The following is a 25399-nucleotide window of genomic DNA, read 5'->3' on the forward strand; positions in this document are numbered from 1 at the left end:
GTGCTCGCATCGGCAAAGTCACGATGCGAACGCCGCGGCAAGCGCCGTGCCCTGCCGGCGGCCGGGCACGGCGCAGGGTCTGGTTGCACATGCGCGCAGCCGCCGCGCCACAATAGGTGACTTCGGGGCGTCCGACCATGCTGATCAACTTCTTCTTCACGCTGCGCAGTGCCCGGCTGCCGGTCTCCATCAAGGAGTACCTGCTGCTGCTCGAAGCGATCAAGAGCGGCGTGCTCGACGACGAGGGCGGCCCGACGATCGACCGGTTCTACTACCTGGCGCGCGCCGCGCTGGTCAAGGACGAGGCGCACTACGACCGCTTCGACCGCGCCTTCGGCGCGTACTTCAAGGGCGTGGAGCTGCTGACCGACTTCGGCAAGGACATCCCGCTCGAATGGCTGCAGAAGCGCCTGGAGCTGGAGCTCTCGCCCGAGGAGAAGGCGCAGATCGAGAAGCTCGGCTGGGACGCGCTGATGCAGCGGCTCAAGGAGCTGTTCGAGCAGCAGAAGGAACGCCACGAGGGCGGCAACCGCTACATCGGCACCGGCGGCACCTCGCCGTTCGGGGCCTGGGGCTACAACCCCGAGGGCATCCGCATCGGCCAGGACAAGGGCCGCAACCGCAGCGCGGTCAAGATCTGGGACCAGCGCCAGTTCAAGGACTACGACGACACGCTGGAGCTGGGCACGCGCAACATCAAGGTCGCGCTGCGCCGGCTGCGCCGCTTCGCCCGCGAGGGCGCGCCCGAGGAGCTGGACCTGGACGACACCATCCGCTCCACCGCGGCCAATGCCGGCTGGCTGGACCTGAAGATGGTGCCCGAGCGGCACAACAACGTGAAGGTGCTGCTGCTGATGGACGTGGGCGGCACGATGGACGAGCACGTGCACCGCGTCGAGGAGCTGTTCAGCGCCGCCAAGGCGGAATTCAAGCACCTGGAGTTCTACTACTTCCACAACTGCGTCTACGACTACCTGTGGAAGAACAACCGGCGGCGCTTCAGCGAGAAGTTCCCGACCTGGGACGTCATCCGCAAGTACAACAAGGACTACAAGCTGATCTTCGTCGGGGACGCGACGATGAGCCCCTACGAGATCCTGCAGCCCGGCGGCAGCGTCGAGTACAACAACGAGGAGCCCGGCGCCGAATGGCTGCAGCGGCTCACTCATGCCTTCCCCAAATACGTGTGGATCAATCCCGAGCCGCAAGGCGTCTGGGCCTACCGGCAGTCGGTGGCCATCATCCAGCAGATCATGAACCAGCGCATGTTCCCGCTGACCCTCAACGGCCTGGAAGGGGCCATGCGACTGCTGTCCAAGTGATCCGGCTGGCGCGCGCTTCGTGGACCCGGCTGTGCCATGGCACCTGGCTCGGGCTGCTGGCCGTCGCGCTGGCTGCCGCCCCGGCCCGGGCCCAGGATGCCGGGGACGCCGCCCCCCCGCCCGCCGAGGCCGCCTCGGCGGCCGAGCCGGAACCCGAAGCGGCCGGCACCTCCTACCGCCTGCGCATCCAGGCCCCGTCCGCCGAGCTGCGTGACCTGCTGCGCCGCCACCTGGACCTGTCGCGTTTCCGCCAGGAGCGCGACATCACCGAGGCCGAGGTCGGCCGCCTGATGAGCGCCGCCCCGGCGCAGGCGCGCGCCCTGCTGGAGACCGAAGGCTATTTCGCCGCCCAGGTGTCGATCACGCGCGAGCCGCCTGCCGAGGCGGGCCGCCAGCCCCTGATCATCCTGAAGGTGGACCCGGGCCCGCGTGCCGAGGTCGACCGCCTGACCGTCGAGATCCAGGGCCACCTGCAGGAAGCCGCCGATGCCGGCGACCAGGGCGCCGCGCGCCGCATCCGCTTCCTGCGCGCGCGCTGGCCGCTGCAGCCGGGCAGCGTGTTCACCCAGGACGCCTGGACCACGGCGAAGAACGCGCTGCTGGCAAGCCTGCGCGCACGCGGCTACCCGACCGCCAGCTACGCCGGCACCTCGGCCCAGGTCGACCCGAAGACGCACAAGGTGCGCATCTTCGTGGTGGCCGACAGCGGCCCGCTGTTCCGCGTCGGCGACATCCGCGTCGAAGGGGTGGAACGCACCACCGAACAGGCGGTGCGCAACCTCGCGCCGTTCCAGCGCGGCGAGGTGTTCACCGAGAAGATGCTGCTGGACTACCAGGAGAACCTGCAGAAGTCCGGGCTGTACGACGGCGTCGCGGTCGAGCTCGACCCGGATGTCGAACAGGCCGATGCCGCACCGATCATCGTGCGGGTGCGCGAGACGCAGACCAAGTCCGCCACCGTCAGCATCGGCTTCAGCAGCAACACCGGCCCGCGCACCGGCCTGCAGTTCACGCACCGCCGGCCGTTCGGCCACGACTGGGTCGCCAGCACCCGGCTGCTGTACGGCCGCGACGAGCGCGTGGCGGCGCTGGACCTGCTCTCCTACCCCAAGCCCAAGGGCTACCGCAACCTGATGAGCCTGTCGACCGAGTACCTGGCCGCCGGCGGCGCCGAGACCAGCACGCAGCGCGTGCGCTACGGCCGCACCCAGGACACCGAACGGCTCGACCGCCTCTACTACGGCGAGTTCAACCGCACCGAGGTCCGCACCGACACCACCGAACGCATCGACCGTGCCCTGTGGGCCAACTACGAATGGACCCGGCGCGACGTCAACAACGTGCTGTTCCCGACGCGCGGGCTGATCCTCTCGGCGCATGGCGGCGCGGGCGTCTCCTACGACACAGACGACGACCGCGGGCCCTTCGTGCGCGCCTACCTGCGCGCCACCTGGTACCAGCCGCTCGGCCAGCGGCGCATCCTGCAGCTGCGCGGCGAGGCCGGCCAGGTGTTCAAGCGCGAGGGCCTGGGCGTGCCGGACACCCTGCTGTTCCGCGCCGGCGGCGACGATTCGGTGCGCGGCTACGGCTACCGCACGCTGGGCCCCGAGCGCGACGGCGCGGTGGTCGGCGGCCCGGTGCTCGCCACCGCCTCGGCCGAGCTGATGTGGCCGCTGATGGAGGGGCTGCGCGACTGGTATGGTGCGGTGTTCGTCGATGCCGGCAATGCCGCGCGCAACTGGCGTGACTACGAGCCGGCCTACGGCGTCGGCTTCGGCGTGCGCTGGCGCAGCCCGATCGGCCCGCTGAAGGCCGACATCGCCTACGGTGAAGCGCAGAGGAACATCCGCCTGCACCTGAGCGTGGGAGTGAGTTTCTGATGAGCCGTCCTGCGCCCCCCTCCCCCGCCCCCGCCGGCCGTCCGCGGCGCCGCTGGTGGCCCTGGCTGCTGGCCGCGCTCGTGCTGCTGGCGGCGTTGCTCGTCGGCGCCGGGGCCGGCCTGCGCTGGGTGCTGCACACCGAGTCCGGCACCCGCTGGGCGCTGGACCAGGCCGCGCGCCACGTGCCCGGCTTCGTCGTGCGCGACCCGCAGGGCAGCCTGCTGGGCGACTTCCAGGCCCGGCAGCTGGTCGTGCCGGCCGGCGCCACCACGGTCGAGGTCCAGCAGCTGCACTGGTCGGGCCTGCGCCTGCACGGCTGGCGACTGTCCGCCCCCTACGTGCAGCTGGGAGCCACCGAGATCGCGGCCGGCCGCGTCGTCGTGCGCAGCGGCCTCCCGGAAGAGGCAGCGGCCGCGGCGCGCCCGCAGCCGCCGGCATCGCTGCGCCTGCCGCTGGGCGTGCAGGTCGACGCACTGCGGGTCGACGAACTGGTGCTGCCCGACCAGGCCGTGCCGGTGACGGCGCTGCGCGCCCGCCTCGTCGCCGGCGAGCAGCACGCCATCGAGTCCTTCAGCGCTGCCTGGAACGGCCTGCGCGCCGAGGGCGAGGCGCGCATCGGCGCCGACGCCCCGCTGCCGGTACAGGCCCGCGTGCGCGTCACGAGCGACCCCGAGGCCGGCGCCGGCGCGCCCATCCCCGCCTGGGCGCAGGACGTGCAGGCCGAGCTGGGCGCCGACGGCCCGCTGGAACGGCTGGCCGCCACCCTGTCGCTGCACATGCAGGAACAGTCGCTGCAGGCCGAGGCCGGGCTGGCCCCGTTCGAGCCGCTGCCGCTGTCGCGGCTGGACGCTCGCTTCCGGAAGCTGGACCTGGCCCGGCTGCTCGGGCCGTTCACCGCGCTGGCGCCGACCACCCAGCTGGACGGCAGCGCCGTGGTGACGCTGCGCGACGGCGGCCAGCCGATGGGCATCGAGGTCGAGCTCGCCAATGTGGTGCCGGGCAGCTGGCACGCGCTGCGGCTGCCGCTGGCGCGCGCCGTCGTGCAGGCCAGCGGCGAAGGCAGGCGCTGGACCGTGCAGCGCGCCGAGCTCGACGCCGCGGGGGCACCCGGCCACCCGGCCGGGCGGCTGAGCGCCACCGGCAGCTGGAACGACGGCGAGCTGCAGCTGCAGGCCACGCTGGCCTCGCTGGTGCTGGAGGCGCTGGACCAGCGCCTGCCGCCGATGCTGCTGAGCGGCCCCGTGACCGTCCAGATGACGCCCGGGGCCACGCCGGACGCGCCCTTCGGCACCGTGCAGCTGCGCACCACGCTGCAGGGCGGGCTGACCCGGCGCGGCCGCGCCGGCGCCCCGCAGGCGCTGCAGGACGGCCAGCCGGTGCAGCTGGTGCTGGAAGCCGACGGCACCCCCACCCGCTACCAGGTGACGACGCTGGAGGCACGCGCCGGCGAAGCCCGCCTGCAGGCCCGCGGCAGCGCGCAGCGCGACGAGCGCGAGCGCTGGCAGGTGCAGGCCGGCCTGGACCTGCGCGCCTTCAACCCGGCGCAGTGGGTGCCGGGCCCGCCCGAGGCGGCCTGGCGCCGGCAGCGCCACGCGCTGAACGGCACGGTGAAGGTGGACGCCGAGGTGCCGGCCCAGGCGCCGGATGCGGCAACGCTGCTGCGCCAGCTGCGCGGCACGCTGCAGGTGGCGCTGGACGACAGCCTGCTGGCCGGCCAGGCCGCCCAGCTGGGCCTGAAGCTCGATGCCGACGGCGCGGGCCGCCTCGGCGCGCAAGGACAGCTGCTCGCGGCCGGCAACACCGCCACGCTGGACGGCCTGGTGCGCCTGCCGGTGGCCGGCCGCGCGGCGCCGGCCGACGACCATGTCCGGCTGACGCTGGAGGCCCCGGCGCTGCAGCGCCTGGCCGGCCTGGCCGAAGCGCTGGGCCTGGGCACGCTGCAAGGCCAGGCGCGGCTGCAGGCCGAGGTACAGGGCCCGCTGGGCGGCTGGATCGTGCAGGCCACGGCGCCCGCGCCCCGCCGCGGCATGGGCACGCCCGCACTGCCGCCCCTGCGCACCGAAGGCCAGGCCGACGTGCAGGCGCTGCGCGCCGGCGGGATCGGGCTGGACCGGCTGCAGGGCCGCTGGGACGCCAGCACCGAGGGCGCCGGCCGCCTCAGCGCCGACCTGCAGGCCGCGCAGCTGCGCCTGCCGGGACTGCAGGTGCCGGCGGCCACGCTGCGCGCCGACGGCAGCCTGGCGGCGCACCGCGCGCAGCTCGAGGCCGCGCTGGAGCCGGCCACCGGCCGGGCCGCCGCGACCACCCCGGACGGCCGCCCCGCCGCGCCGCTGGCGCTGACGCTGGCGCTGGCCGGCCGCTGGGATGAGGCGGGCAGCCCCCCGGGCTGGCGCGGCACGCTGGAGACCCTGGCGCTGCGCCCGACCGACAGCGCCCCGGCCCTGCTGCGCGGCGAGCAGGCGTTGCCGCTGCTGGTGGCCGAGAACCTGCGCCTGGCCTGGCTGGAAGACGCGGGCGGCGGCAGGCGCCTGGAGATCGAGCCCGGCCAGCTCAGGCTGCTCGACCAGGTGGTGCGCTGGAGCGAGGCGCGCTGGCGCCGGGGCGCCGGCGACCCGCAGCTGGACGTGGAACTGCAGGTCGAGCCGGTGGCCATCATCCCGCTGCTGCAGCGTGTGCAGCCCGACTTCGGCTGGGAAGGCGACCTGCGCATCGGGGCGCGCGTGTCGCTGCACACCGACCCCGAGGTCCGCGCGCGCATCGAGCTGGCGCGCACCGGCGGCGACGTGCGCATCAACGAGTTCGGCGTCGTGCAGGCGCTGGGCCTGGGCGAGCTGCAGCTGCGCCTGGAGGCCGCGCAGGGCACCTGGCGGTTCAGCCAGCGCATCGCCGGCAGCAACCTCGGCCGCATCGTCGGCGACCAGGCCGTGCGCACCCTGCCCACCGCCCTGTGGCCGCAGCCGGAGGCGCCGGTGGCCGGCCAGCTCGAGATGCAGGTCGACAACCTCGCCGGCTGGGGCATCTGGATGCCGGCCGGCTGGCGCCTGGGCGGCCAGCTGAGCGCCCAGCTCGAGATCGCCGGCCAGTTCGGCGGCCCCAACCTGGTCGGCCGCCTGGAAGGCCGTCAGCTCGCGGTGCGCAACGCGATCGAGGGCGTCAACCTGCACGACGGCACGCTGCGCATGAGCTTCGAGGGCGAGACCGCGCGCGTCGAGACGCTGCGCTTTGCCGCCGGCGACGGCCACGCCGAGCTGCAGGGCAGCGCACAGCTCGGCGCCGACCCGGTCGCGCGCCTGCAGCTGCAGGCGAAGCAGTTCGCGGTGCTGTCGCGCGTGGACCGGCGCGTGGTGGTCAGCGGCGAGGCCGCGATGCAGCTGGACCGCGAGCGCATCGGGGTCGAGGGGCGCTTCCGCGCCGACGAAGGGCTGATCGACATCAGCCGCGCCGACGCACCCAGCCTGTCGGAGGACGTGGTGGTGCGCGGCGCCGACGACGAGGACGAGGACGCGGCCGCGAAGGCCTCGGCCGGCCCGGCGCGCGACCTGGCCCTGGACCTGCGGGTCAACCTCGGCGAGCGCTTCCGCCTGCGCGGGCGCGGCATCGACACCCGGCTCGAAGGCGACCTGCACCTGACCTCGCCGCGCAACCGGCTGGCGGTCGCCGGCGAGATCCGCACCGTCGACGGCAGCTACCAGGCCTACGGCCAGGACCTGGAGATCGAGCGCGGCGTGCTGACCTTCGTCGGCGAGGTCGCCAACCCGCGCCTGGACATCGTCGCGATCCGCCCCAACCTGGACCAGCGCGTCGGCGTGACGGTCAGCGGCAGCGCGCTGTCGCCTCGCGTGTCGCTGTTCTCCGAGCCGCCGCTGTCCGACACCGAGAAGCTCGCGCTGCTGGTCACGGGCCGCAGCTACGACACGCTGGCGGGCAACCAGACCCTGCTGCTGCAGCGCGCGGCGCTGGCGCTGCTGGCCGGCGACGGCAGCGGCGAAGGCCGCAACATCATGGACATGATGCCGCTGGACGAGCTCTCGGTGCGCCAGACCGAAGGCGCGGTGCCCGACACCGTGGTCAGCATCGGCAAGCAGATCTCCGACCGCATCTACGTCGGCTACGAGCGCGGGCTGAGCGCCGCCGCCGGCTCGTGGCAGGTGGTCTACCGCATCGCGCAGCGCTTCACGCTGCGTGCCCAGGCCGGGCAGGACTCCGCGCTCGACCTGGTGTGGATGTTCCGCTGGAACTGAAGAGGGCATCCCACGCGTGCCTGCACTTAGCTATGAGCGCTCAGCTGCACGCAGGTAGACCCATGCTCTACCGCTCTGCACTAACGTCAAAAAGGGCGGCCAAGCCGCCCTCTTCGAACAACCCAATGGAAGGTTGTACTCAATGTGCCTTCAAGAACTGATCAACTCGATCTGCGGCAACGAACTCGACAATGGCACGCACATTGGGAGAACAGCGCTGGAAGACTAGCCGCTCGAGTACCCGTGGCCCATGCTTCAACACGAGACAGCCGACTAGCTCATCAACAAACGACTGAGTAACCTCAACATCCCGGAAGTCAAGAACAACCTCTCCACCTTCACGGAGCACTCTCTCCACTTCCTGTCGCAGAGGGATCGCCTTTCCTCGAAGGCCAGCTAGATGTCCAGCCAGCCGCGGCCGCAGCGCTAGTTCCGTTCGCATGATGCACCCAGCACAGCCAACCCCAAAGGATCAAACCATTCGACGTCTTCCGCATTAATGCGTAGATCTCCTTGAGTGTCATCTACGCTACGCACGAATGCAAACAACGCCCTTGGATCACTTACGCCCACTTCCCTAGGCAGGCGCACTTCTGTCTCTCTACTCATAGCTGAGCTTTACGATGTACCACCACCGCTTATTTAGGTAGGTTAGACTTTGTGGGATTCTCTCCCACTGAGGCGCAGTACAGCACTGTACCCACCTTGAGAGCTGACACAGCAGCACTCTCGTGGAGATGTTCCGCCGGAACTGACCCATCAGCCCGGACAGCTTCCTCCTCTTCCGGAAGCCCCGGTAGATCGGAAAACGGCATGCTAGCCTCCGGGGATCGCCCGCACCTCGCCGAGGGTCACGGCGTGTGCCAGGAATCTGCACACGAAGCCGCCTCCGGCGCGGGGCCGGTCGCGCCCTGTGAGGACTCGACCGCCCCGGTTCTGCCCGCTGGCCGCCACGCCGTCCCGCACCCTGCCCCAGGTACCGGACGGGCAGGCCGTCTACAATGCGCGCCTGCCCTGCCTCCCCGTAGTTCAATGGATAGAACGAGCGCCTCCTAAGCGCTAGATACAGGTTCGATTCCTGTCGGGGGGACCAGCGCCGCCGGCGCACCGCGTCACGCGATGCAGGTGCGGTTCTTGCCGGTGCGCTTGGCCTCGTACAGCGCCTCGTCCGCGCGGTCCAGCGTTTCCTCCAGCCGCTCGCCCGGGCGGTAGACCGTTACGCCGGCCGAAAAGGTCACGAACACCTTGCGCTCTTCCTGCATGAAGAAGCTGGCCGACAGCGTGCGCTGCAGGCGGGTCAGCACCACCTGTGCCTCCTCGGCGCTGGTCTCGGGCAGCAGCACGACGAATTCCTCGCCGCCGTAGCGCGCCACCGTGTCCATCGGGCGCAGCGCCTGCTTGACGTGCTGCGCGAGGAAGCGCAGCGCCTGGTCGCCGGTCTGGTGGCCCAGCGTGTCGTTGAGCTTCTTGAAGTTGTCGATGTCCAGCAGTCCGACGGCCAGCTCGCGGCCGCTGCGTTCGGCGCGCGCGTGCTCGGCCTCGAAGGCCTGGATCAGCCCGCGCCGGTTGGCGATCTCGGTGAGCTGGTCGGTGGACACCTCGGCCGACAGGCGCTGCAGCTCGTCCTCCAGCTGCCTGACGCGCTGCTGCAGCTGCTCGGCCTCGGCCTGCCCGGCTTGCAGGCGCTGCTGCGTCTGCCCGACCTGCTGCTGCACCGACTTGGTCTCCTCGACCAGCTCCTTGACCATGCCGGCCAGGCTCTCGAGCGAGTCGGCCTGCTCGATCGCGCTGGCGTAGCGGCCCATGTTGTCGTGGAAGCGCCCGGTCTGCGCGCCCAGCTCGCCGATGTCGCGCAGCATCGCGTTGATCGCCTGCTTGAGCAGGTCGCGCGCGTGGTTGCGCTGCGCCTTCAGCTCGACCTGCTGCATGCGCGTGGAGTGCAGCATGTGGCTGACCGCCCGCACGGTGCGCGCGCTCAGGCCCTCCTGCAGCTTGCTGCGCATCGCCTCGCACTGGCCCTGCACCCAGGAGTCGTCCTCGGACAGGTCCGCCAGGCCCGCGGTCAGCTCCTCGCACAGCCCGCGCAGCTGGTCGGTCAGGTGCTGGCGATGCTCGAGCAGGCGCCGCGCGTCGGCGGCCCAGCCGCACCAGTCCTCGGCCAGCTCGTCGTCGGCCGCCGTGGCCAGCGGCCGGCGCAGTTCCTCCAGGCGCGCGCCGAGCCGGGCGCAACGCGGGTCGTCGGCCGGCAGCGCCGGCTCGATCGCATTGGCAAGTCCACCGACCACCGCCTGCCAGGCCGGCGGCAGCAGCGCCTCGTCCGCGGCAGCCGGTGCCAGCTCGCCCGGCACGGTGGCCGGCCCGGAAGCTGCCGCGGCCGCCTCGGCCAGCAGGGCATCGCCCCAGGCCGCGGCATCGGGCGCGGTGTCGGTTTCCCAGCTCGCGACCAGCTGGGTCAGGCGCTGCTGCAGGCGTGCGAGGTCGCTGCGGCTGCCGGCGAGCACCCGTTGCAGGCTTTCCTTCTTGCGCCCGCTGGTCCACTGGCGGCCGCCGCGCTCGATGGCCTTGACCAGGCGCCCGATCAGCGCGGCCCAGGAGGGCGCAGGACCCGTGCCGCTGTCGTCGGCCGCATCGAGCAGGCGTTCGGCCGCGTCCCAGCGGCCCTGCTGCAATGCTTCGGCCAGGCCCGGCACGCTCGCCCCGGCCTGCATGCCCAGGCGCTCCAGCAGCCGGCGCACCGCAGGCGGCAGCGGGGTGTCGGCCTCCGGCGGGTCGCCGGCTTCGGCACGATAGGCGCGGCGGTAGTTCTCGGGCGTCGGCTCGAGCCGGTCCTGGGCCAGCCGCAACAGCGCGGCCTTGGCGAGTTGGGCGGGCGTGGCCGCAGGGCCTCCGTGCGGCGCCGGCGAAGTGGCGCGGCCGAGGGCACCAGGCTTGGATTCCATGACGGTGAGGATCGGTCAGTACAGGGGCTTGGCGGACGCCGCCCCGGGGGTGTGTTCCTGCGCCGGGTCGCCGGCCCCCTGGCGGGCGGCACCGGCGTGCATCCAGTGCGCCTTGCGGGGCAGCACGGTGTCGCGCAGCCATTGTTCGAGGTCGGGCCCGCGCAGCGGCTTGCTGAACAGGTAGCCCTGCATGATGCCGCAGCCCAGGCGGTCCAGCACGTCCATCTGCAACGGCGTCTCGACGCCCTCGGCGACCACGCGCAGGCCCAGCGAGCGCGCCAGCGCCAGGATCGCGGTGACCACCGCGGTGCTCTCGCGCCGGTGGCCCAGCTCGCGCACGAAGGAGCGGTCGATCTTGAGCTCGCTGATCGGCAGCGTCGTCAGGTAGGCCAGCGACGAGTAGCCGGTGCCGAAGTCGTCGATCGAGATCTCCACGCCCAGCGCGTTGAGCTGCCGCAGCGCCGGGATCACGTTCTGCAGGTCCTTCATCAGGCCGGTCTCGGTGATCTCCAGCTCGAGGCAGCCGGGAGCGGCATGCTGCTCGGCCAGCGCCGACTGGATGCTCTCGATCAGGTCGGTGCGCAGGAACATGCGGCTGGGCATGTTGACCGCGATCGACACCTCGATGCCGAAGGCCTGCTGCCAGGCGCGCGCCTGGCGGATCGCCTCGCGGATCGCCCAGTGGCTCATCGGGATGATGAGCCCGGTTTCCTCGGCCAGCGGGATGAACTCCGCCGGCGGCACGATCTGGTCGTTGCGCTGCCAGCGCATCAGCGCCTCGGCACCGATGAAGCGGCCGCTGCGCACGTCGACCTTGGGCTGGTAGTGCAACACCAGCTCCTCGCGTTCGAGCGCCTTGTGCAGCGCGGTCTCCAGCGCCAGCTTCTCGCGCCCCTTGCCGGCCAGCTGCGGCGTGTAGATCGCCGCGGCATTGCGCCCCTGGGCCTTGACCGAGTACATCGCCACGTCGGAGTTGCGCAGCAGGTCGGCCACGGTGGTGCCGTCACGCGGGTACAGCGCGATGCCGACGCTGGCGGTGACGAAGCATTCCTGCCCGCCCACCAGCACCGGATCGCGCAGCGCCTCCAGGATGCGCTGCGCGACCCGCACCGCGTCGCGCTCGTCGCCGACCTCGGACAGCAGCGCGACGAACTCGTCGCCGCCCAGGCGTCCCACCGCCTCCAGGGTGCGGTGCGCGCGCGAGCCGGGCGTGTCCGGCGCCGCGTCGATGACCTGGTCGGAATGGCGCACGCAGGCGCGCAGCCGGTGCGCCACCTCGACCAGCAGCTCGTCGCCGGCGGCATGGCCCAGCGTGTCGTTGATGATCTTGAAGCGGTCCAGGTCGATCAGCAGCAGCCCGACCTGGTGGCCCATGTGGCGCGCATGCTCGATCGCGCGCTCGGCACGCCAGATCAGCTGGCGCCGGTTGGGCAGCCCGGTCAGCGAATCGAAGTTGGCCAGGTGCTTGATCTTGTCCTCGGCCGCACGGCGGTCGGTGACGTCCTGCACGATGCCGGTGTAGCCGGAGATCGCGCCGTGCTCGTCGAACTCGGGCTCGGCTTCCAGGTGCAGCACGCGCTGGCGGCCGTCACGCAGCCGCACCGGCACGTCGGTGCACAGCACGGTGTAGTGCGCCAGCACATCGCGCAGGATCGCGAAGAAGTTGTTGCGCTCGTCGCGCGGCACCATGCGCAGCGCCTCGCGCAGCGAGAGATGGTCGCGCGGGCTGAGGCCGAAGACGCGCAGGCCCTCGACCGAGAACACCAGCCCGCTGCCGTCGGGGCGCCAGTCGAAGCTGCCCATGCGCGCCAGGTCCTGGGCACGCGCGAGCTGGGCCTTGCTGCGCTCCAGCTCGAGCCGGGTGCGCGAGGAGCGCAGCAGGTAGCGCAGCCGACCGGCCAGCAGGCTCCACTGGTGCGACTTGACGAAGAAGTCGGTGGCGCCGGCCTCGTAGGCCCGGTTGATCGAGGCCTCGTCGTCCAGCCCGGTGAGCATCAGCACCGGGATGGACTGGAAGCCCGGCATCGCGCGCAGCTCGCGGCAGCAGTCGAAGCCGTCCATGCCCGGCATGATCGCGTCGAGCACGATGACGTCGGGCGACCAGTCGGCCAGCAGGGCCAGCGCCCGCTCGGCGCTGGAGGCTTCGGTGATCGCGAAGCCGCGCTCGCGCAGCGCCATCGACGTCAGCAGCAGGTTCACCTCGTCGTCGTCGACCAGCAGCACGGTCGGCTGCTTCAGGTCGGCATCGTCGGCGAGCGCAGAGGTCATCGGTCGGATCCCAGCAGGGTACGCAAACTGCCCAGCACGCGGTCGGCCTCCTGCCGGATCGTCTCCATCAGCCGGTCGTACGGACCCGGCTGCCCGGAGCGGATCAGGGACTCGATCTCGGCACACAGCGCCGACAGCCTCATGGCCCCCACGCTGGCCGAGGACGACTTGAGCGTGTGGGCCGCCAGCCGGATTGTGGCGAGATCGTTGAGCTCGTGCGCCTCCTCCATTTGGGGGACCAGACGGTGCAAGGATGTGTGAAATGTCCGGAAAAGCCGCAAAAGCAGCTGGTTCTCGCCCTGCGGGTCGAGCTCGCGCAGGCGCGCGACGGCGTCGGCATCGAAAACCTGCGGGTCGGGTTCAATCATCTTCGGCTCCCTATCGTCGGTTCGCGCGGCGGTCGTTCCGACCGCAGTCATCGTGGGCTGGGCATCTGGCGCTCCCGCGCGACCGTCGGCATCCTCCATGGCCGGTTTCAGCCAGTGCGTCAGGACGGCCAGCAGCTGGCTCTGGCGGAAGGGCTTCGACAGGTAGTCGTTGAACCCGTGGGCGAGGAAACGCTCCTCGTCGCCGCCCAGTGCATTGGCCGTCACGGCCAGCACCGGGGTGTCCGGCGGGGTGCGGAATTCGAACCGCCCTCCCGACCCGCGGCGGAACCAGCGCAGCGTCTCGACGCCGTCCATGCCCGGCATCTGGATGTCCATCAGCACCAAATCAAACCGATGTTCGCACAAGGCGCGCAAGCCCTCCAGACCGGAATGCGCGAGATGCGTGCGGCAGCCCAGCCGGCGCAGCATCTGGTGGATGACTTCCTGGTTGACCGGGTTGTCCTCGATCACCAGCACGTGCCGGTCCAGGCGCGGCAGCGGCTGTTCGCGCTGGCGCGCCGGCGGCGCGGACAGCCCGAGGATGGCCTGGCGCAGCTCCACCTTGCGCACCGGCTTGGCGACGAAGCGCTGGAAGCCCACATCGTGCGCCACGCGCACATCGTCGGGGCTGGACACCGAGGACAGCAGCATCAGCTTCAGGTGGCGCCAGTGCGGCTGCTCGCGCACCGCCCGGGCGAACTGCACCCCGTTCATGCGCGGCATGGACATGTCCACCAGCGCCAGGTCGAACTGCCCGCCCAGCTCGCGCTCGCGTTCGAGCAGCTCCAGCGCGTCGACGCCGTCGCGCGCCAGCGCCACCCGCATGCCCCAGGCGCCCAGCATGTTCTCGAGCACGGTGCGGTTGGTCTCGTTGTCCTCCACCACCAGCACGCGCAGCGCAGGCATCTGCTGCGCGTCTTCCTCGACCAGGCCTTCGCCGGCACCGGCCACGATGCCCAGCGGCACCCGGAAGGTGAACCGCGAACCTTGCCCGGGCATGCTGGTGACGCCGATCTCCCCGCCCATCATCTCGACCAGCTGCTTGGAAATCGCCAGCCCGAGCCCGGTGCCGCCGTAGCGACGCGCCATGCCGCCATGGGCCTGCGTGAAGGCGCTGAACAGGCGCGGCAGCACCTCGGGCGCGATGCCGATGCCGGTGTCGCGCACGGTGAACTCCAGCATCACCTGCCCGGGCGGCACCGGCACGCCGGGCACCTGCTGCACGTCGACCACCACCTCGCCGCGCTCGGTGAACTTGATCGCGTTGGCCACCAGGTTGGTCAGCACCTGGCGCAGCCGCAGCGGATCGCCGTGCAGCACCGGGGGCAGGCCGGGCTGCTCGCGGAAGTTCAGCTCCAGCGCCTTCTCGTGCGCGCGCGGGGCCATCAGCTCCAGGGTGTCCTCCACCACCGCGCGCAGCGAGAAGGCCGTGGGCGCCAGCTCGAGCTTGCCGGCCTCGATCTTGGAGAAGTCCAGGATGTCGTTGATGATCTCCAGCAGGCTCTCGCCCGAGCGGTACACCGCCTGCGCGAAGCGGCGCTGCTTCTCGCTCAGCGCCGTGCCGAGCAGCAGCTCGGTCATGCCGAGGATGCCGTTCATCGGCGTGCGGATCTCATGGCTCATGTTGGCCAGGAACTGGCTCTTGGCCCGGCTGGCCGCCTCGGCCGCGTCGCGGGCGCGCTGCAGCTCCTCCTCGCGCTCGTGCTCCTCGGTGATGTCGGTGCACAGGCCGTAGACCCGGATCCCGCCGCCGGGCAGCTGGCGCGCGCGGGTGCGCGTGCGCAGCCAGCGCAGGCCGCGCGTCGGATGGCGCAGGCGGTGCACGAAGTCCACCGGCAGCAGCTGGCGCTCGCGCTGCTCGCACTCGTCCAGCAGCGGCCGGTCCTCGGGCGGGACATGCTCCAGGTAGGCGCGCGGGTTGCGCGCGTGCTCGTCGGGCGTGACGCCCCAGAACGCCTGCAGCCGGTCGCTCACGTAGAGGAAACTGGAGCGGTCCGGCGTGGTGATGAACAGGTGGTCGTCCACCGCGTCGGCGAACTCGCGGAAGCGCGCCTCCGATTCCATCAGCGCGCCTTCGGCGCGGCGGCGTTCGGTCAGGTCGCGCGCGATGACGATCACCGCGCGCGGCGTGCCGTCGGGATGGCGCAGCGCGATGCAGCGGGCGTTGAGCACCCGCTCGCCGCGCTGCCGGGTCGTCCAGACGAACTCATCCTCGATCGGCTCGCCGCCGTCCAATGCATGGCGGATCGCCGGCAGGATCAGCGCGGTGAGCTTGCGCCCCAGCGCCTGCTCGGCCGGCAGCCCGAGCAGCGCCTCGCGCTGGACGGCGAACTCGCGCTCGGCGTGCTGGTTGACCGCCAGCAGCCGCAGCTGCCCGGGTTCCATCACGTAGAGGCTCACCGGCAGGTGCTCGATCAGCTCGTCCAGGTGGGCGCGCTCGGCCTCGAGCTGCTCGGCCTTGAGCTGGCGCTCGGTGACGTCGCTCAGCACGGCGAGGTAGACGAAGCGTGCCTCCTGCTCGTCGAGCACGTAGGCCACGTCGATCTCGGCCCAGTACGGCGCGACGGTCCCGTCGTCGAGCAGCCGCCGGCCCTGGAACTCGAGCCGGAAGTCCTTGGCCTCGGCGATCGCCCCGCGCAGCGCCTGCGCGGTCTGCGGGTCGGACATCAGCGCCCAGCACTCGCGGCCGATCAGCTGTTCGGCCGGCAGCCCGGTGATGCTGCTGCAGGCTTCGTTGACCCATTCGATGCGCCCCCGCTCGTCGGCGATGATCACGCCGCTGGGCACGCGCGCGGCGACCATCGCGATGCGCCGCAGGCGCTCCTGGTGCAGCACCATGCCCGAGCGCGCCACCTCCCGCCGTGCCAGCACCGACAGCTGCCCCATCGCGGTGGCCAGCAGCTGCTGCAGGTCGACGTCGTCCGTCGACCGCTGCAGCCCGTACCACTCGACCACGGCCACCGGCTCGTCGTCGGACCACACCGGCACCGCGACCCCGCCGCACGCACCGGGCGCACGCCACGGGTGCCCGGGCAACGGCCCGGGACTGGCCGCCACCGCATGGCGCGCGATCGCGCTGCCGGCCAGGCCGTCGTCGGCGCGCACCACGGCCAGGCGCTCCAGGTCGAGATGGCTTTCGTGGCCGTTGCCCCGCTCGTCCCAGGGGAACACCACGCCGGTCTGGCCGTTCCAGTCGGCCACCTGCAGCACCGCGTGCCCCTGGGCGCCCATGTAGCGCGCGAGCGCCTGGCCCACCGCCTCCAGCGCCGCGCCGAGCGTGCGCGCCTGGTTGACCGCCTCGACCACCGCCTCCAGGGCCGCATGGCGGGCCGCCAGGGCGGGCGGCGGGGCCGGCGACGTGCGCACGCGCCACGCCCACGCCGCCGCGGCGACGAGCAGCGGCAGCGAGCCGGCGGCAGGCAGCCCCTGCCCGCGCCAGGCCCACAGCCAGCCGGCCGCAGCCAGCAGACCGGCGGCGATGAGCTGCAATGTGGCGTGTCGGTTCCTCGGCATCCTTCTTCCAGGCGGGAGGCAGGGCACACCCTGCCGGGGGCTGGTTCTTCGTCGTTTTCGCCCGTTTCCGGCCGAACTTGAGCGTCCGCCTGGCGCACGCGCGTGCGGTCGTCCTCGGGCCGGGCCGGCGGCAGGGGCCGACCGCCCGAGGAACCCGGTCGGGAAACTTAAAATGCCCCGATGCCTCGCGCCCCCGCCCCAGCCGACGCCGTTCGCGGCAAGCCCGCCCGCTTCGTCGCGGGCGTCGGGGCCACCGTCGCGATCGCCTGGTTCTGCGTCAGCCTGGCCGGTGCCGCCTGGCTGGACGCCGGCTCCCCTGCCGCCTTCCGCGCCGGCTGGCTGCTGCTCGCGCTGGCCTCGGGCCTGCTGCTGATGCTCGGCATGGCCTGGTGGTTCGCCGGCCGGCTGCAGGCACTGGAGACCCAGCGCCGGCAGGCGCTGGCCCGCGAGCACGGCCTGCAGCAGCTGCTGTCGGACTGGTACTGGGAAACGGACGAACGCCACCGCCTGACCCTGCTGCTGCCGCCGCGCGGCGCCCCTGCGGCCGACTGGCAGGTCGGCGATCGCCTGGGCCGCGCGCTGTGGGAGGTGTACGACAGCGACCCGCAGCTGTGGCATGGCCACCGCCAGGCGCTGGATGCACTACGCGGCTTCGAGGCGCTGCCGGCGTGGCGCGGCGAGGCGGACGGGCGCACCACGCTGTGGCTGCTGCACGGCGTGCCGCGTTTCGATGCCGAGGGCCGCTTCGCGGGCTACCAGGGCACGGCACGCGACGTGACCGACGACGGCGAGCTGCGCTTTTCCCGCCGGATCGGGCAGCAGCTGCTCGATGCGCTGCCCAGCGCCGTGATCGTGGCGGAATCCCCCGCCGCCGCACCGGGGCGCTGCGTGATCCGGCACTGCAACGAGACCGCGGCGCGCCGCCTGGGCGAGCCGGCGGCAAAGCTCGTCGGGCGCGAGCTGACGGGCGAGCTGGCGCGCGTGGCCGAGTGGCCGCTGGCCGCGGTGTGCGAAGCGCTGGGCGCCCCCGTGCCGCCGCGCGACGCACCTCCCGCCGGGACGCGGCCCTGGCAGGCCCGGGTCGACCGCTTCACGTTCGAGCACGGCGGCCTGCAACGCCACACGGTGCTGGTGCTGCTGACACCGCCGGTGACGCCGACCGACGAAGCGGTGCAGCTGGAGCGCCAGGCCGCCGCGCGCGAGCTGGAGTCGTTCAGCTACACCGTCTCGCACGACCTGCGCGCGCCGATCCGGGTGGTCGAGGGCTTCACGAAGATCCTCAAGGAAGACTACGGCCGCGTGCTGGACCGCATCGGCAACGACCACCTAGACCGGGTGCTCGGCGCCACCGCGCGCATGAACCGCATGATCGACGCGCTGCTCGCGCTGTCGCAGCTGTCGGCCAAGCCGGTGCAGCAGCAGCCGGTCAACCTGACGCAGCTGGCCACCTACATCGTCGACGACCTGCGCCGGCAGTCGCCCGAACGCCAGGCGGACATCCACATCCAGGACGGCATGACCACGGAGGGCGACCCGACGCTGCTGCGCATCGCGCTGGAGAACCTGCTCGGCAACGCCTGGAAGTACAGCAGCAAGCGCGAGCGCACGCAGATCGAGTTCGCCTGCGAAGCGCAGGGCGGACGGCTGGTCTACCGGGTGCGCGACAACGGCGCGGGCTTCGACATGCGCTTTGCCGACCGGCTGTTCGGCGTGTTCCAGCGCCTGCACAGTGCCAACGACTTCCAGGGCACCGGCATCGGGCTGGCCACCGTGCAGCGCATCGTGCGCCGCCATGGCGGCCAGATCTGGGCCGAATCGGAAGTCGACCAGGGCGCGACGTTCTACTTCACGCTGGGCGACGGCAGTCGCGCGGCGTGAACTGCATCACGCCTTTCGCTGGCCCGGTGCGCTGAGCGTCTCGAGCGCGGCGACGAAGCGCCAGCTCTGCTCCTCCAGCGTGAGCTGCTCCTGCTCGGCCTGGCGCTTCAGGCGCTCGAGCGCCTGCGCGCGGTTGAGCGAGAAGCGGTGCATCGCGATGCCCACCGCGATGGCCGTGACCTGCTCCAGCACCTGGGCATGCTCGGCCGCGGCCGGGCGCGGCGCGGCAGCCGCCGGCGCGCGGGCGCTGCTGGCGAAGGCCGCCTCGACAGCCGGCACGATCTGGCGGATGTCCAGGGGCTTGACGAGGTATGCCACCGCGCCCAGCTGCTTGACCTGCTCCAGCGTCTCGCTGTCGGAGAAGGCCGACAGGAACATGAACGGGATCTGCAGGTAGTCGCGCAGGTAGGCCGCGACGTCGAAGCCGCTCTTGCCTTCCATGCGGATGTCCAGCAGCGCCAGGGCGGGCCGGTGCTCGCGTGCAAGCAGGATCGCATCGTCGCCATTGTCGGCGTCGATGACCTCGTAGCCTGCCTGTGACAGGCCATGCGTCAGGGTGGCGAGGACCAGCCGGTCGTCGTCCACCACCAGGATCTTGCCTTTGCCGGACACGTTCTCGATTTCTGGCTATGCGCGGGTACAAGCGCCGATGAGCGATTGTGGCGCAAAACCCCGCCCGCAGGGCGCGACGCCGCACCGGCGGTCAGGCGTGGGGCAGGCGCGTCACGCCGGGCGGGGTCAGGCGCACCACCGCAAGCACCCGGTCGCCATCGTTCTCCAGCGTCAGGCGCGCGCTGCGGCGCGGCAGCAGTGCGCGGATCAGCCCGAGCCCCGAGACGCCGCCCGGGATCTGGGCCAGCGTGAAGCCCGCCGGCAGCCGGCCGGGGTTGGACACCTCGATCTGCACCGCATCGGGCTCGCATGCCAGCCGGCAGCCCACCTCGCCGGAGGCGCTGTGCTTGATCGCGTTGGTCAGCAGCTCGTTGAGGGTCAGCGCGATCGGGATCGATTCGGCCTCGGGCAGCACCCAGGCCTGGGCGTCCTCGCCTTCGATGCGCAGTGCGATCGGCCGGTCGAAGGTCTTCTGCACCGAGCCGGTGATCGCCTCGACCACGCGGGTCAGGCGCAGCGGCCCGACCGAGCCCACCTGCAGGCCGTAGACATGCGCGATGGCCTGCACCTGGCCGGCCACCTCGCTGATCGGCCCGGCCATCTCGGGCTTGCGCATCGCGATCTGCTGCAGCAGGCCGGCCACGCCCTGCAGGTTGTTCTTGATGCGGTGGTGCACCTCCTTGACCAGCAGCTCGCGCTGGGCGATGGCCGCTTCCAGCCGGGCCTCCTGCGCGGCGCGCTGCTCGGTGACGTTGGTGGCCACCAGCAGCAGCTGGTCGGGCGGCTGGCCCGGGCGCGCCAGGGGCAGGTAGCGCGCGTCCCACACCGTGGTGCTGCCGTCGCCGGCATCGAAGCGGTACTCGCGCTGCGTCACGCCGTCGCTGGCCAGCGCCGCGGCCATGTCGGCGCGCATCAGCGCGGCCTCGCGCGGCGGGTAGCTGTCTTCCAGCGTGCGGCCGACCAAGGCGCCGACCTCGCGGCGCGCCAGCTCGGCGGCCACCGGGTTGACCTGCAGGATGCGCAGCGTGCGGGCGTCGAACAGCGTGATCGCCATCGGCGCCAGGTCGATCAGGCGCTGCAGCGAGGCCTGCGCCTCGGCGATGCGCTGCTCGGCCTGGCGGCGGCTGTCGATGTCCAGCAGCGCGTACGTGATCTCGCGGCCGTGCGGGCCGCTGCCGGTGACCACCGCGTTGCCGACCACCCAGAAGTTGCGCCCGTCGCGCGCGCGCAGCTCGCACTCGAAGTTCTGCGTCTGGCCCAGTTCGAGGTGCGCCACCGCGGCCTGCTGCAGCGGATGGTCCGGGTCGTCGGTGGCGACCACGCTGATCGGCTGCCCGGAAAAGTCGGCCAGGTCGCCGCCGAACATGCGGCGCGCCGAGCGGTTCATCCACTCGATGCCCTGCGGCCCGACGGTGACGATGCCCACCAGCACCGAATCGAGGATGGCGCGCGTGCGTTCGGCCTGGATCGCCAGCGCCTGCTCGGCCAGCCGGCGCGCGTCGACATTGACGTAGGAGGCGATCATCCCGCCGTCCGGGTCGCCTTCGTGCACCAGGCGCTTGTGCACCTGGACCCAGCACAGCACGCCGTCCTTGCGACGCAGCAGCCGCTCGCCGGTCCAGCGCCCGGTGCGCAGCAGCGCCTCGCTCTGCTCGGCGTACAGCCGCGCGTGGTCGTCCGGGTCGGCGAACAGGGCGCGCTGCTCCAGCTGTTCCAGCTCCCAGGGAGCGTAGCCGCTGAGCAGGCTGAAGCCTTCGTTGGCGCGCTGGATGCGGCCGTGGCGCAGGAACACGATGCCGACGTCGGACAGGCTGAACATCAGCTCGCGGTCGCGCGCCACCGCCTCCAGCTCGGCCTGCTGCAGCTTCAGGCGCGTGACGTCGGACAGCACGACGATGGATTCGATCTCGGGGCCGCTCGCGTCCATGCGCCGCATCGACAGCGCGCACCAGCGCGTCGGCTGGCCGGGCCGCGCGATCTCGATCTCGGTCTCGTACAGCAGCGTCTGCGACAGCACGTGCATCGCTTCGCCGATCAGGCGCGCCGCATCGACGCTGGAGGGCAGCAGGTCGGCGAAGCGCTGCTCGCGCGCCGCGTCCGGGGCCAGCCCGAGCAGCCGCTCGAACTGGCGGTTGTAGCGCAGCAGGGTCTGGCCGCGCAGGTAGGCAATGCCGGCGGTGACGCTGTCGAGGATGGAGGTCAGCTCGCGCAGCAGCCGCTCGCTGCGCTGCTGCATCAGGTGCTGCTCGGTGACGTCGAGCGTGACCACCGCCATGCTGCGCTTGCCCGAGCGCAGCAGGCGCGGCTCGACCCGGGTGTGCAGCCAGCGGGTGCCGAGCTCGGGGTGCTGGATCGCATAGCGCGCCTCGGCGCGGCCGCCCTCGCGCAGCGCCTGCTGCACGCGGTCGAATTCGGGCAGGGTGTCCGGGCGCACGCGCTCGCGCTGGATGGCCCGGAACTCGTTGTCCATCACCCCGCCGCCCTCGCCGGCCACCGCGCGGCCCAGCTGCAGCACGCCGGTGTCCTCGTCGAAGGTGGCCAGCTCGGCCTGCGCGGTCTCGGCCAGCGCGCCGAGCTGCGATTCGGCCATGTCGAGCCGCTCCTCGGCGGTGCGGTCCTCGATCACCACCATGTAGCGCCGCTGGCCGTTGCGCACCTCCAGGCAGCGCACCACGGCGTGCAGCACGCGCTCGTCGCCCAGGTGGTCGACCAGGGCATCGCGGTGCAGCGGCTCGCTGCCCGGGTACAGCGAGGCCAGCGGCCCGCCCACGTACCAGCCGAGCAGGTCCTGCAGGCGCGGATGGGCCTGCGACAGCGACAGCGGCACCTCGCCGATCAGCTGGTGCAGCGCGCGGTTGGAGCGCACGATCAGGCCGTCCTCGTCAAACAGCATCATGCCCACCGGCGACAGGTCGAACCACTGGTCCAGCTCGTGCACCGAGCGCTCGGCGCGTTCGCGCGCCTGGTGTTCGGCGGTGCAGTCGTACAGCACCGACAGCAGCAGCACCCGGCCGCGCGCATCGCGCACCTGGCGGTGGGCGGCGCGGTACCAGCGGGTGCGGCCGCTGGCGTCGATGAAGCGCTGCTCACCCATCACCGACGTGCCGGCGCGCTCCAGCTCCTGGTCGAGCCGGTGCCGCAGTGCCTCGCGCTGTTCACGGTCCTCGGGATGGAACAGCACCGCCGGGTCCAGCCCGAGCAGGTCCTCGCGGGCATAGCCGCTGTAGTCGAGCAGGGCCTGGTTGACGTCGACGATGCGGTGCTCCGCGTCCTGCAGCACCACCGGAAACGGCGAATGCCAGAACATGCAACGCAGCTCGCGCAGGGCGGTGCCGTCGTCGGGTTCCGCCGCGGGGCCGGGCTCCGGGTCCTCCGGCAGCACCGGCACGACCGGCTCGAAGCGCAGCAGCCAGCCCTCGCGTGCATCGCCGACCAGGCGCAGCCGCGCGGGCAGGCCGCCCGGCAGGGTCACCTCCGGCCCGACCAGCGACACCGGCGCGAACCCCGATTCGCGCGCGGCCTGGCGCAGCTGGTGGATCACCCACTGCACCGCCGGCAGCCCGAGCGGCGAGACCAGCGACGACAGCATCGCGTTGGCCGGCAGCTTGAGGCGGGCATGCAGCGCGGCGTTGGCGCCGGCGATCGCGCCGGTGGGCGTCAGCCGCAGCGCCGGCACGTCGGAGCGCTCGAACGCCCCGGCGCGGCGCTCGCCCGGACGACCGGCCTCGGGCTGCGCGCTCATGGCCTCCCCCGCGTGTCGACGCACCGCCGCGGCGCGACCACGCGCCGGCCGCGACGGGGCGGGCGCGGGATCCCGGATGCAAGGCCGAGGGAAAGACTGCTCATCGGGCCACCATGGTCTGACTGGCCCCAAGTGTAGAGGCAGCCGCGACCCGGCAACCGGCCGTGCCGCGACCGCGGCCGGATCACTCCAGCTGCGCGGCCATCGTCAGGGTGCCCAGCACCGCACGGTTGACTTCCAGCAGGCTCATCAGCAGGCCTTCGGCCAGCTCGTTGATGACCGGAGCGGTTTCGGTCTCGACCGCCTTGGTCAGCTCCAGGTACGGGTGGTACGGCCCGGTGCCTTCGACCAGGGCCTGGTACACCCGCTCGGGCACGGGGATGGTCTGCAGCAGCTCGTGGAACGGCTTGTTGAACAGCCGGTCCAGCAGCGAGAACACGCCGCAGATGAACACCTCGCCGCGGATCTCCTCGTCGCCGGTGTTGGCGATCAGCTGCTCCATCAGCAGGCCGCGGCGCACCGAGGCGTACATCACCGGACGCATGTTGACGTCCTTGCTCGCGGTGGCCAGCAGCAGCGCCAGCCAGCGCTTGAGCCGTTTGTAGCCGAGCAGCATGATGGCATGGCGGAACGAGCTGATCTCGACCGACAGGCCGAAGGCCGGCGAGTTGATGTAGCGCATCAGCTGGAAAGCCAGCGCCGGGTCGCGCTTGAGCACGGCGTCGAGCTTGTCGACGTCGTCGCCGTCGTCGACGCGGCGGATCAGCTCCACCAGCACCGCGAGGTCAGGCTGGCCGGCGCGGCTGCCCGACTGGGTGACCACGTCCTCGATCGGCCAGCCCAGGATGGCGACCGCCCCGCGCGCGAAGCTCGCCTCCATCTCGCTGACGGTGCGCACCCCGCTCTGGATGAAGCCCACCGAACGCGCCGGGCGCGTGGCGGCCTGGCCTGGCACCTCGTTGCGGCGCCGGTCGTCGGCCAGGTCGATGATCGAGTACTTGAAGCAGGGCAGCAGCTCGCGCGGCAGCGTGGACGTCGGCCGGCCGTGCAGCAGCAGCGTGGTGCCGCGCAGCGACAGCAGGGCCTGGGTGTTGGCCGGGTCGCAGGCGATGAACGAGGGAATCTCGATCATCACGTTGGACAGCGGCGTGGCCCGCAGCAGGTCGTTGAGCAGCGTCTCGCTCATGATGTTGAGCGACACCCGCGCCCCGCCCTCGGGCCACACCTCGGCGATCGCCGCGAGCAGCTGGTCGGCCTGCATCGGCACGCCGGTGCGCAGCGCGGACACGGTCAAGCGGGTGGCCACCACCGAACGCTGGCGATCGATCATCGGCGAGTAGCTCAACGCAATGTTGCGAAGAACGTTGTTGTCCATGCGGCTTTCTTCTCTTCTTGTGCAGGCCTGACGGGACCCTGTCCGTCAAATCAACCGAGATACTGGAACAGCGACAGGCGCTGCACCTGGGCGTAGGTTTTCAGGGCCGCATCGTAGCCGGTTTGCCTGGTCTGGAAGTCGCTGATGCCCTCGACAAGGTCCAAATCTTCCGCATTCGAGCGCTCGGTCTTGGCCTGCAGCTCGGTTTCACCCAGGCGGTCGGACACCGCGTCGGCCCGGTTCAGGGTGTCGCCGACCGCACTGCGCACCGACTGCATGCGCACCAGCAGCGAGTCGACGTCGCGCAGCCCGTCGTTGACCGTCTGCGTCACCTGGCCGCTGCCCGCGCCGGGCTGCTTCAGGCCGGCAATCACCCGGTCGAGCACGTCGAAGACCGACAGCGACCCGGTGCTGGGCTCGATGCTGAACCGGTCGCCGTCGGCCGGCGCCCCGCTGATCGTGAACGACATGCCGTCGATCTCGATGGCCTTGCCGCTTTCGTAGGTGCCGGTCACCGGCGCCCCGTCGGGCGTGCCGTCGGGGTTGCGGCGCTGGATCGACCAGGTGGTGGTCCCGCCGGTGACGCTGAAGTCGATGTCGTAGCCGCGGTCCAGGATCGCGGCCGGGTCGGTGACGCGGCCGGCGTCGATCCACGCCGAGCCCAGGGAGGTGACGGCGCGCGTCTCGAACACGCCGTTGCCGCTCGGCGCGGTCATCCAGGCGTAGTGGCCGTCCACCGTCATCGGCAGGGCCTCGTCGGAGGCCACCGAGGCTGCGCCGCCGACGCCGCGGTACTGCACGCCGCCGGGCGCATCGACGAAGGGCTGGCCCAGCGTGCCCTGCCCCGAGAACAGGTAGGTGCCGGCGCCGTCGCTGCGGTTGGCGATCGACAGCAGCTGGTCGCGGTACTGCTGCAGCTGCTCGGCGATGCTCTTGCGCTCGGCGTCGGTGTAGGTCGCGTTGCCGGCGGCCACGAGGCTGTCGCGCACCGCCTGCAGCATGTCCACCGCGTCGCCGAGCGCGCTTTCGGCCAGCGTCATCGCGTTGCGGCTGGCATCCACCGCGCGCTGCGAGACCTGCGCGCGCTGCGCCGCGGCCAGCGCCCGCTCGGCGCGTGCGGCAGCCGTCGGGTCGTCGCTGGCGCGCAGCACGCGCTTGTTGCTGGTGAGGCGTACCTGCGACTCGGCCAGCTCCTGCTGGCGCTTCTGCAGGTGGGCGATGGTGTTGTCGTAGGCGTTGGCGGTGGCGATACGCATGGTTC

Annotated in this window: 12 protein-coding genes and 1 tRNA gene; 5 read left to right on the forward strand and 8 right to left on the reverse strand. The window is 71.9% G+C overall.

From position 1 onward, the window contains the following. Nucleotides 1-137: 137 nt before the first annotated feature. Genes IS481_RS13410 through IS481_RS13420 form a run of 3 tightly spaced genes read left to right on the forward strand, consistent with a single transcriptional unit; the run spans nt 138 to nt 7443 of the window. Complete coding sequence (locus IS481_RS13410; RefSeq protein WP_104355907.1) at nt 138-1322, forward strand: vWA domain-containing protein; 1185 nt, start codon at nt 138-140, stop codon at nt 1320-1322. After that, nucleotides 1319-3202 (forward strand): autotransporter assembly complex protein TamA, encoded by a 1884-nt coding sequence (locus IS481_RS13415; protein WP_104355908.1) that lies wholly within the window; start codon nt 1319-1321, stop codon nt 3200-3202. Before IS481_RS13410 ends, IS481_RS13415 begins: the two co-directional genes overlap by 4 nt. Beyond that, complete coding sequence (locus IS481_RS13420; protein WP_104355909.1) at nt 3202-7443, forward strand: translocation/assembly module TamB domain-containing protein; 4242 nt, start codon at nt 3202-3204, stop codon at nt 7441-7443. Before IS481_RS13415 ends, IS481_RS13420 begins: the two co-directional genes overlap by 1 nt. Nucleotides 7444-7582: 139 nt before the next feature. Here the strand turns inward: IS481_RS13420 and IS481_RS18590 are convergent, their stop codons facing one another. After that, entirely contained in the window at nt 7583-7885 is a 303-nt protein-coding gene (locus IS481_RS18590) for an STAS-like domain-containing protein (protein ID WP_104355910.1), read from the reverse strand. 576 nt (nt 7886-8461) lie between these two features. Here IS481_RS18590 and IS481_RS13430 point away from each other — a divergent pair. Continuing rightward, nucleotides 8462-8536, forward strand: a tRNA-Arg gene (locus IS481_RS13430). Between the two features lie 19 nt (nt 8537-8555). On the opposite strand, the gene IS481_RS13435 is transcribed toward IS481_RS13430, so the two are convergent. Genes IS481_RS13435 through IS481_RS13445 form a run of 3 tightly spaced genes read right to left on the reverse strand, consistent with a single transcriptional unit; the run spans nt 8556 to nt 16531 of the window. After that, the gene (locus IS481_RS13435) at nt 8556-10382 is read right to left on the reverse strand and encodes a GGDEF domain-containing protein (RefSeq protein WP_104355911.1); all 1827 of its coding nucleotides are present in this window, start codon (nt 10380-10382) and stop codon (nt 8556-8558) included. Between the two features lie 15 nt (nt 10383-10397). Continuing rightward, nucleotides 10398-12650 carry a putative bifunctional diguanylate cyclase/phosphodiesterase gene (locus tag IS481_RS13440; RefSeq protein ID WP_104355912.1) on the reverse strand — a complete coding sequence of 751 codons (2253 nt, stop codon included), beginning with the start codon at nt 12648-12650 and terminating at the stop codon, nt 10398-10400. After that, a complete protein-coding gene (locus IS481_RS13445; protein ID WP_147280034.1) occupies nt 12647-16531 on the reverse strand; it encodes a PAS domain-containing hybrid sensor histidine kinase/response regulator in 3885 nt (1294 codons plus the stop codon). The genes IS481_RS13440 and IS481_RS13445 overlap by 4 nt, the downstream gene beginning before the upstream one ends. A 180-nt stretch (nt 16532-16711) precedes the next feature. On the opposite strand from IS481_RS13445, the gene IS481_RS13450 reads away from it, so the two are divergent. Beyond that, nucleotides 16712-18409, forward strand: a complete 1698-nt coding sequence (locus tag IS481_RS13450) for a sensor histidine kinase (RefSeq protein WP_104355914.1) — start codon at nt 16712-16714, stop codon at nt 18407-18409. Nucleotides 18410-18415: 6 nt separating this feature from the next. Here the strand turns inward: IS481_RS13450 and IS481_RS13455 are convergent, their stop codons facing one another. From IS481_RS13455 to flgL, 4 genes are all read right to left on the reverse strand, one after another. Further along, nucleotides 18416-19021, reverse strand: coding sequence for a response regulator (locus IS481_RS13455; protein ID WP_104355915.1), 606 nt, complete (start codon nt 19019-19021; stop codon nt 18416-18418). Nucleotides 19022-19112: 91 nt separating this feature from the next. Beyond that, entirely contained in the window at nt 19113-22763 is a 3651-nt protein-coding gene (locus IS481_RS13460; RefSeq protein ID WP_104355916.1) for a PAS domain-containing sensor histidine kinase, read from the reverse strand. Between the two features lie 184 nt (nt 22764-22947). Further along, nucleotides 22948-24138, reverse strand: a complete 1191-nt coding sequence (locus IS481_RS13465) for an EAL and HDOD domain-containing protein (protein ID WP_104355917.1) — start codon at nt 24136-24138, stop codon at nt 22948-22950. Nucleotides 24139-24188: 50 nt separating this feature from the next. Continuing rightward, a complete protein-coding gene (gene flgL / locus IS481_RS13470; RefSeq protein ID WP_104355918.1) occupies nt 24189-25394 on the reverse strand; it encodes a flagellar hook-associated protein FlgL in 1206 nt (401 codons plus the stop codon). Between the last annotated feature and the right edge of the window lie 5 nt (nt 25395-25399).

The organism is Caldimonas thermodepolymerans (assembly GCF_015476235.1).
Taxonomy (GTDB): domain Bacteria; phylum Pseudomonadota; class Gammaproteobacteria; order Burkholderiales; family Burkholderiaceae_C; genus Caldimonas; species Caldimonas thermodepolymerans.